Source organism: Streptomyces sp. NPDC048331, assembly GCF_043201215.1.
In the GTDB taxonomy this organism is placed as follows: domain Bacteria; phylum Actinomycetota; class Actinomycetes; order Streptomycetales; family Streptomycetaceae; genus Streptomyces.
The window spans coordinates 85,741-92,653 of the sequence record NZ_JBICYT010000029.1 but is presented as its reverse complement, the minus strand read 5'-3'; the positions used below and the strand labels follow the sequence as shown (position 1 = coordinate 92,653).

The following is a 6,913-nucleotide window of genomic DNA, read 5'->3' as shown; positions in this document are numbered from 1 at the left end:
AAGCCCCAGCTCGTGCTCAAGTCCGGCTTCCCGGCCTACGGAGTCACCGGCGACCCCAACGCCGCCACCGACACCTGCGAACCGCTCGTCCTCGGACCCCTCTTCGGTGCGCACGGCGCTGCCCCGGCCGACCTCTCGGTCGCCTTCGTCAGCGGCGCCGCCGTCGAGTCGGGGACCTCCGGGGGCCTGATCACCAGGCGCCGACGGGTCGCCGTACGCGGCACCCGCGGCATCGGGCCGAAGGACATGGTCGGCAACAGCCGCCTCGGCGAGGTCGACGTGAACGCCCGGACCGGGCTCGTGACGCTCGACGGCGAACCCCTGCGCTCCGAGCCGGCCCAGCAGGTCACCCTGAACCGCCTCTACTTCCTCTAGCCGCTTCCTCCAGTCCTCCACGCTCCCTCCCTTGCCTCACCTTCGCTCTTGACTGAATTTTCAGTCGAATGGAAGACTCCCTCACACGCAAGAAATGAGACATCCGATGACCGATTTCCGTATGCCCGCCGAGTGGTCCCCGCACGACGGCTGCCTGATGGCCTGGCCCACCCGCGAGGACCTGTGGGGCAGCGTGCTCAGCGTGGTGAAGGAGGAGTACGCGAATGTCGCCCGCGCCATCGCCGCGTTCGAGCCCGTGACCATGGTCGCCCCGCCCGGCTTCGGCGAGGACGCCCGCGCGCTGTGCGGCGGCGGCGTCACCGTCATCGAGCTGCCGCTCGACGACTCCTGGTTCCGCGACTCCGCCCCGCTCTTCGTCCTCGACGGTGACGGCAACCGCGCCGGGGTGGACTTCCGCTTCAACGCCTGGGGCCGCAAGCACCACCCGTTCGACGCGGACGACCGGATCAGCGGCCTGCTGCTGGAGCACCTCGGGGTCGACCGCATCCCCTCCGACATGATCCTCGAAGGCGGGGCCGTCACCGTCGACGGCGAGGGCACGCTCATCACCACCGAGCAGTGCCTCCTGCACCCCAACCGCAACCCCGGCATGAACCGCGACCTGATCGAGGCCGAGCTGAAGTCCCGGCTGGGCGTCACCAAGGTCATCTGGCTCCCGTACGGCGGCCTGCTCGACACCGAGACCGACGGTCACGTCGACGGCGTCTGCGCCTTCGCCGCCCCCGGCACGGTCGTCATCTCCCTGCCCGCCGACCCGGACCACCCCGACCACGCCCGGATGCGCGCGAACCGCGCCGTGCTGGAGGCCACCACCGACGCCCGCGGCCGCCGCCTGGAGATCATCGAGGTCCCGCAGACCGCCTTCGCCGACCTGGCCGACGGCGAGATCGAGGTGTCGTACCTCAACTACTACGTCGCCAACGGCGGCGTCGTCGTCCCGGTCGCCGGAGTGCCCCAGGACGAGGAAGCCCTCGCCGTGATCGCCACGGCCTACCCGGGCCGCAAGGTCGTCGGGGTCCGGGCGCTGGCCATCGCCTTCGGCGGCGGCGGCGTCCACTGCATCACCCAGCAGATCCCGGCGGTGCGGACCACCGCCTGACCCGGGAAACCGGCCGCTCCCGGCGGACCGCTCCGGCGGTCCGCCCGCTCCTCCCCCCGCATCCCTCACGGAATAGAGAGCGCGACGATGACCACCACCCCGCCCCGCACCGGCAGACCCTTCCGCCGCCGGCGCGGCCGGCTCAGCCCCGTTGCCGTGGCCGCGACCGCCGCCCTGACCGCCGTCTCCCTGCTCGCGGCCTGCTCCGGACCGCCGAAGGAGAAGGCCGGCGGTGTCACCGACGTCAGGCTGTCGGCCTCCACGCCGGAGGCCCACGGCGAGATCGACTCCTTCACCTGGGCCGTCTACGCCGAACCGCCCACCCTCGACTACACGATGGCCTTCGACTACCCGCAGAACACCGTCCTGTCCAACGTGTGCGAGAGCCTGATGCGCTGGACCCCGGGCCTCACCACCGAGCCCGGTCTCGCCCAGAAGGCCTCCAACCCGGACCCCACCACCTGGATCTACGACCTGCGCCCCGGCGTGCGCTTCCACGACGGCAAGGAGATGACCGCCGACGACGTGGTCTTCAGCCTCGGCCGCCAGAAGGACCCCGACAACGCGGCCGCCTGGGCCCAGGTGTTCCAGAACGTGGCCTCGATCACCAAGAGCGGCCCGCTCCAGGTCACCGTCAAGCTCGACAAGCCCGACTCGCAGTTCCCCCAGTACATGGCCACCGCCGCCGGCGTGGTCGCCTCCAAGGCCACCGTCGAGGCGGCCGGCAAGGACTACGGCACCACGGGCGGCCTCGGCTGCACCGGCCCCTTCAGGCTCGGCACGTGGAACAAGGGCCAGTCGATCGAGCTGGAGCGCTTCGACGGCTACTGGGGTACCAAGGCCAAGTCGAAGAAGGCCGTCTTCCGCGTGCTGACCGACCCCTCCGCCCGGACGAACGCCATGCTCAGCGGAGAGGTCGACGGCGGATACCTGATCCCGACCGAGAGCTACGCCCGCCTGAAGAACAGCGGCACCGGCACCCTCTACTTCGGCGAGGGCCTGAGCACGGTCAACGTCAACGTCACCGACATGCGGGGCCCGCTCGGTGACATCCGCGTCCGCCGTGCGCTGTCCCTGGCGCTGGACCGCTCCGGGTTCGTCAAGGCCGGCCTCGGTGGAGCGGGCACCGTCACCAACTCCCTCACCACCCGAGCCGCCTGGGCCGCGGCCCCCGAGCGGACCCTGAAGACCGCCTTCGACAGCCTGCCTCCCACCGGCCCGGACATCGAGCAGGCCAAGGCCCTGGTCAAGGAGGCCGGCGCCACCGGCAAGACGCTCACCGTGGCCACCAGCTCCATCGGCCAGGACGTCTCCCTCCTCGCCACCGCCGTCCAGGCGGCCGGTACGCAGATCGGCCTGGACATCCAGCTGAAGACGATCGCCCCGAACGCCTTCACCGCCCTGTTCACCGACCCCCAGGCGCGCGAGGGCATCGACATGTTCCCGCTCACCTACTACGACTCGATCACCGACCCGCTCGACCTGCTGCAGAACTTCAGGACCGGCGCGTACATGAACTTCGCCGGCTACAGCGACCCCGAGTACGACAAGCTCGTCGACCAGGCGAGCGCGGTCTATCCGGTGGAGCAGCGGATGGACATCGAGGCGAAGTTGCAGCACCACGCCTCGGAACAACTCCTGTGGATCCCCGTCGCCGAGTGGCCCACCGCGCTGTTCATGAACAACCGCATCACCGGCGCCCCCACCACCATCTCGTACATGTACTACCCGTGGGCCGCCGACGTGGGGGCCGCTCAGTGAGTTTCGTCAGATTCGCGCTGCGGAGGGTGGCGGAGATGGCCGCCACCCTCCTGACCGCCTCGTTCGTGGTCTTCGGAGCCATGTACCTGGCACCGGGCAACCCGGCGAGCTTCCTGCTCGCCGGCCGCTCGGCCTCCCCGGAGGCCCTCGCCTCGATCAACGCCCAGTACCACTTGGACGACCCCTTCCTCATGCGCTACCTCCGGTGGCTGGGCGACATCCTGCAAGGCGACTTCGGCCGGTCGATCACCTACCGCACCGACGTCTCACGGCTGTTGGCCGACCGGCTGCCCACCACCCTGATGCTCATCGCCATGTCGCTCGCCGTGGTCGTCGCCGTCGGCCTCCTCCTCGGCCGGATCGCCGCCGTCCGCGGCGGGGCCACCGACTTCGCCGTCCTCGTCACCACGACCTTCGCCGTCGGCACCCCGTCCTTCGTCGCGGCGGTCCTGCTCCAGGGCCTCTTCGCCGTCAACCTCGGCTGGTTCCCCAGCAGCGGGGCGGGGGACGGCGGCTTCGGAGACATGCTCTGGCACCTCACGCTGCCCTCCGTCGCCCTCGCGCTCTACCTGATCGGCATGCTCGCCCGGGTCACCCGCTCCGCCATGCTCGAAGCCCTCGACAGCGACCACGTCACCGTCGCCCGCAGCCGGGGCGTCCCCGAGCGCCAGGTCATCAAGCGCCACGTCTTCCGCAACTCGCTCGGCACCGTCCTGACCACCGGCGGCCTCATCGTCTCCACGCTGCTGGTGTGCACCATCCTGGTGGAGACGGCCTTCAGCATCGGCGGCATCGGCCAGCTCCTCGAACTGTCCACCACCACCAAGGACTTCCCGACCGTCCAGGCGATCTCCCTGATCATCGTCGCCCTCTTCATGATCGTGAACCTGATCGTGGACCTCCTGCTGCCCCTGATCGACCCCAGGGTCACCCTCGGAACGAGGAGCGCCGCCGTATGACCGCCGTCCTGACCCGCCGGCCCGGCCTCTCCCGGATCCGCGCCGCCGGCTCCCCGCTCCACCTGCTCTGTCTGGTGCTCGTCGCCGTCGTCGTACTCGCCGCTCTGCTCGCGCCCTGGTTCGTACCCCACGACCCCAACGCCGTCGACCTCGGCGACGCCCTGGCCGCACCCTCCGCCGCGCACCCGCTCGGCGTGGACGCGGCCGGCCGCGACACCCTCTCCCGGCTGCTGCTGGGCGCCCGTACCTCACTGCTGGGACCGCTCGGCGTCGTCGCCTTCTCCACCGTCGCCGGCATCGCCATCGGTACCGCGGCTGCCTGGCGGGGCGGCTGGATCGACTCCGTGCTCTCCCGCAGCACCGAGCTCGTCTTCGCCTTTCCCGGCATGCTGCTGGCCATCCTGATCATCTCGATCTACGGGGAGGGGCTGCTCGCCCCGGTCATCGCCCTCGCCGTGGCCTACCTGCCCTACGTCAGCCGCCTCACCCGCTCCCTGGTCCTGGCCGAACGGGCCCGCCCGTACGTCAGCGCCTACCGGGTCCAGGGCCACTCGGCGCTACAGATCTGCCTGCGCCACATCCTGCCCAACATCGCCCCCGTCGTCCTCGCCCAGTCCACCATCAACTTCGGCTACGCCCTGATGGACCTGGCCGGACTGTCCTTCCTCGGGCTCGGCGTACCCGCCCTCACCCCCGACTGGGGCCGCATGGTCTTCGACGGCCAGACCGCCGTCCAACACGGCTACCCGCTGTCCGCGATCCTGCCCTGCGCCTTCATCGTGCTGACCGTGGTCGCCTTCAACGTGGTCGGCGAACGCTGGGCCGACCGTGTCGCCAGGAGGTCCCGATGAGCACGCCGCACCGCACCCCGAACCCCCCGACGCATCTCACGAAACCGGTGCACACCCTCGACGTCCAAGGGCTGCGGATCACCCTGCCCGGTACCGCCCGGCCCGTCCTCGACGGCGTGGACCTCACCGTCTCCGAAGGTGAGACCGTCGCCCTCGTCGGCGAGTCCGGCTCCGGCAAGAGCCTCACCTCGCGCAGCGCGCTCAACCTGCTGCCACCCGGAGCCGTCGTCGAAGGCGCCGTACGGGTGGCCGGCGAGGACGTCCTCACCATGGACGCAGACCGGCTGCGCACGGTACGGGCCTCCGCCGTGGCCATGGTCTTCCAGGACCCGCGCGCCGCCGTCAACCCGCTGCGCCGCATCGGGGACTTCCTCACCGAGAGCGCCACACTGACCGGGGCCCTGGGCCGGGCCGAGGCGACCGCGCGCGCCACCGAACTCCTGCGGGCGGTGGGCCTGGACCCGGCCGTGATGCGCAAGTACCCCGGCCAGGTCTCCGGCGGCATGCTCCAGCGCGTGGTGATCGCCGCCGCCCTCATGGGGGACCCCGTGCTCCTGCTGGCCGACGAGCCCACCACCGCGCTGGACGTCACCTCCCAGGCCGAGGTCATCGCCCTGCTGGCCGGGCTCCGCGCCCGCTTCGGCACCGGCCTGCTGTTCGTCACGCACGACCTCGACCTGGCGGCGGCCATCAGCGACCGCGTCTACGTCATGTACGCGGGCCGGATCGCCGAGAGCGGGCCCGCCGAGGCCCTCTTCGCGGGCCCGCGGCACCCGTACACGGCCGCCTTGCTGGCGTCCACCCCGCGGATGGGCGGCCCGCGCGGCCGGCTCGCCGCCATCGAGGGCCGGCCTCCGGACCTGCGTCAGGCCCTGAACGGCTGCGCCTTCGCCGCCCGCTGCCCGCTGGCCACGGAGGTCTGCGACCAGCAGGTCCCCCTGCCGGTGGCCGCCCCGGGCCGGCCGGGACACCTGGCCGCCTGCCACCACAGCGACCGGCTCGAAGGGAGCACCGTCGATGCCCGCTAACGCACCTGGACAGCCCGACAACGTCCTGGAGGTCACGGGCCTGCGCCGCTCCTACGGAGCCGTGCGCGCCGTCGACGACGTGTCCTTCGTCCTCCCCGAAGGCGGCTCGCTGGGGATCGTGGGGGAGTCCGGTTCCGGCAAGACCACCACCGCGCGGATCATCGTCGGCCTGGAGCGGGCCGACGAGGGCGAGGTCCTGGTCGGCGGCCGGAGCCGGACCGCGCGGGGCGAAGGCCGTGGCCGTACGCGACGCCTGGCCCGGGCCCGTGAGGTCCAGATGGTCTTCCAGGACCCGTACCTCTCCCTCGATCCGCGCACCGGCGTCGAGGCGGCCCTGCGCGAGACGCTGCGCCTGCACTTCCCGGGCCGTGACCACGCCCGGCGAATACGGGAGTTGCTCGACCAGGTGGGTCTGGGCCCCCGTGCCGCCGACGCCCTGCCTCGACAGCTGTCCGGTGGCCAGCGTCAGCGCGTCGCCATCGCCCGCGCACTGGCCGTCGAGCCGTCCGTGCTCTTGCTGGACGAGGCGGTCGCCGCGCTCGACGTCTCCGTACAGGCGCAGATCCTCAACCTGCTCGCGGACATCAGGGAGCAGACCGGCATCGGGTACCTCTTCATCACCCATGACCTGGGCGTCGTACGGTGCGTGACCGACGAGATCGTCGTGATGCGGCACGGCCGGATCATCGAGGCGGGCGCCACGGCGGAGGTGCTGGCCGCGCCCCGGCATCCGTACACGCGGCTGCTGCTGGACTCGGTGCCCCGCCCGGGGTGGGACCCGGAGGCGATCGCCGCGGCCCGCCGGGCGCTGTAGCGGGA

The 6,913-nt window shown here is 71.6% G+C and carries 6 protein-coding genes and 1 pseudogene; all 7 read left to right on the top strand.

Annotation, left to right across the window (positions count from 1 at the left end; genetic code table 11):
* Positions 1-375: pseudogene (locus ACGFYY_RS31755) on the top strand (urease subunit alpha); the annotation flags it as partial.
* Between the two features lie 106 nt (positions 376-481).
* Positions 482-1,495, top strand: coding sequence for an agmatine/peptidylarginine deiminase (locus ACGFYY_RS31750; protein WP_393714694.1), 1,014 nt, complete (start codon positions 482-484; stop codon positions 1,493-1,495).
* Positions 1,496-1,582: 87 nt separating this feature from the next.
* Positions 1,583-3,256, top strand: coding sequence for an ABC transporter substrate-binding protein (locus ACGFYY_RS31745; RefSeq protein WP_393714692.1), 1,674 nt, complete (start codon positions 1,583-1,585; stop codon positions 3,254-3,256).
* A complete protein-coding gene (locus ACGFYY_RS31740) occupies positions 3,253-4,215 on the top strand; it encodes an ABC transporter permease (RefSeq protein ID WP_393714690.1) in 963 nt (320 codons plus the stop codon). The genes ACGFYY_RS31745 and ACGFYY_RS31740 overlap by 4 nt, the downstream gene beginning before the upstream one ends.
* Positions 4,212-5,066 (top strand): ABC transporter permease, encoded by an 855-nt coding sequence (locus tag ACGFYY_RS31735; protein WP_393714688.1) that lies wholly within the window; start codon positions 4,212-4,214, stop codon positions 5,064-5,066. The genes ACGFYY_RS31740 and ACGFYY_RS31735 overlap by 4 nt, the downstream gene beginning before the upstream one ends.
* Positions 5,063-6,094, top strand: a complete 1,032-nt coding sequence (locus tag ACGFYY_RS31730) for an ABC transporter ATP-binding protein (RefSeq protein ID WP_393714686.1) — start codon at positions 5,063-5,065, stop codon at positions 6,092-6,094. The genes ACGFYY_RS31735 and ACGFYY_RS31730 overlap by 4 nt, the downstream gene beginning before the upstream one ends.
* Positions 6,084-6,908: an ABC transporter ATP-binding protein gene (locus tag ACGFYY_RS31725; RefSeq protein WP_393714684.1), complete on the top strand. Its 825-nt coding sequence runs from the start codon at positions 6,084-6,086 to the stop codon at positions 6,906-6,908. Before ACGFYY_RS31730 ends, ACGFYY_RS31725 begins: the two co-directional genes overlap by 11 nt.
* Positions 6,909-6,913 lie beyond the last annotated feature (5 nt).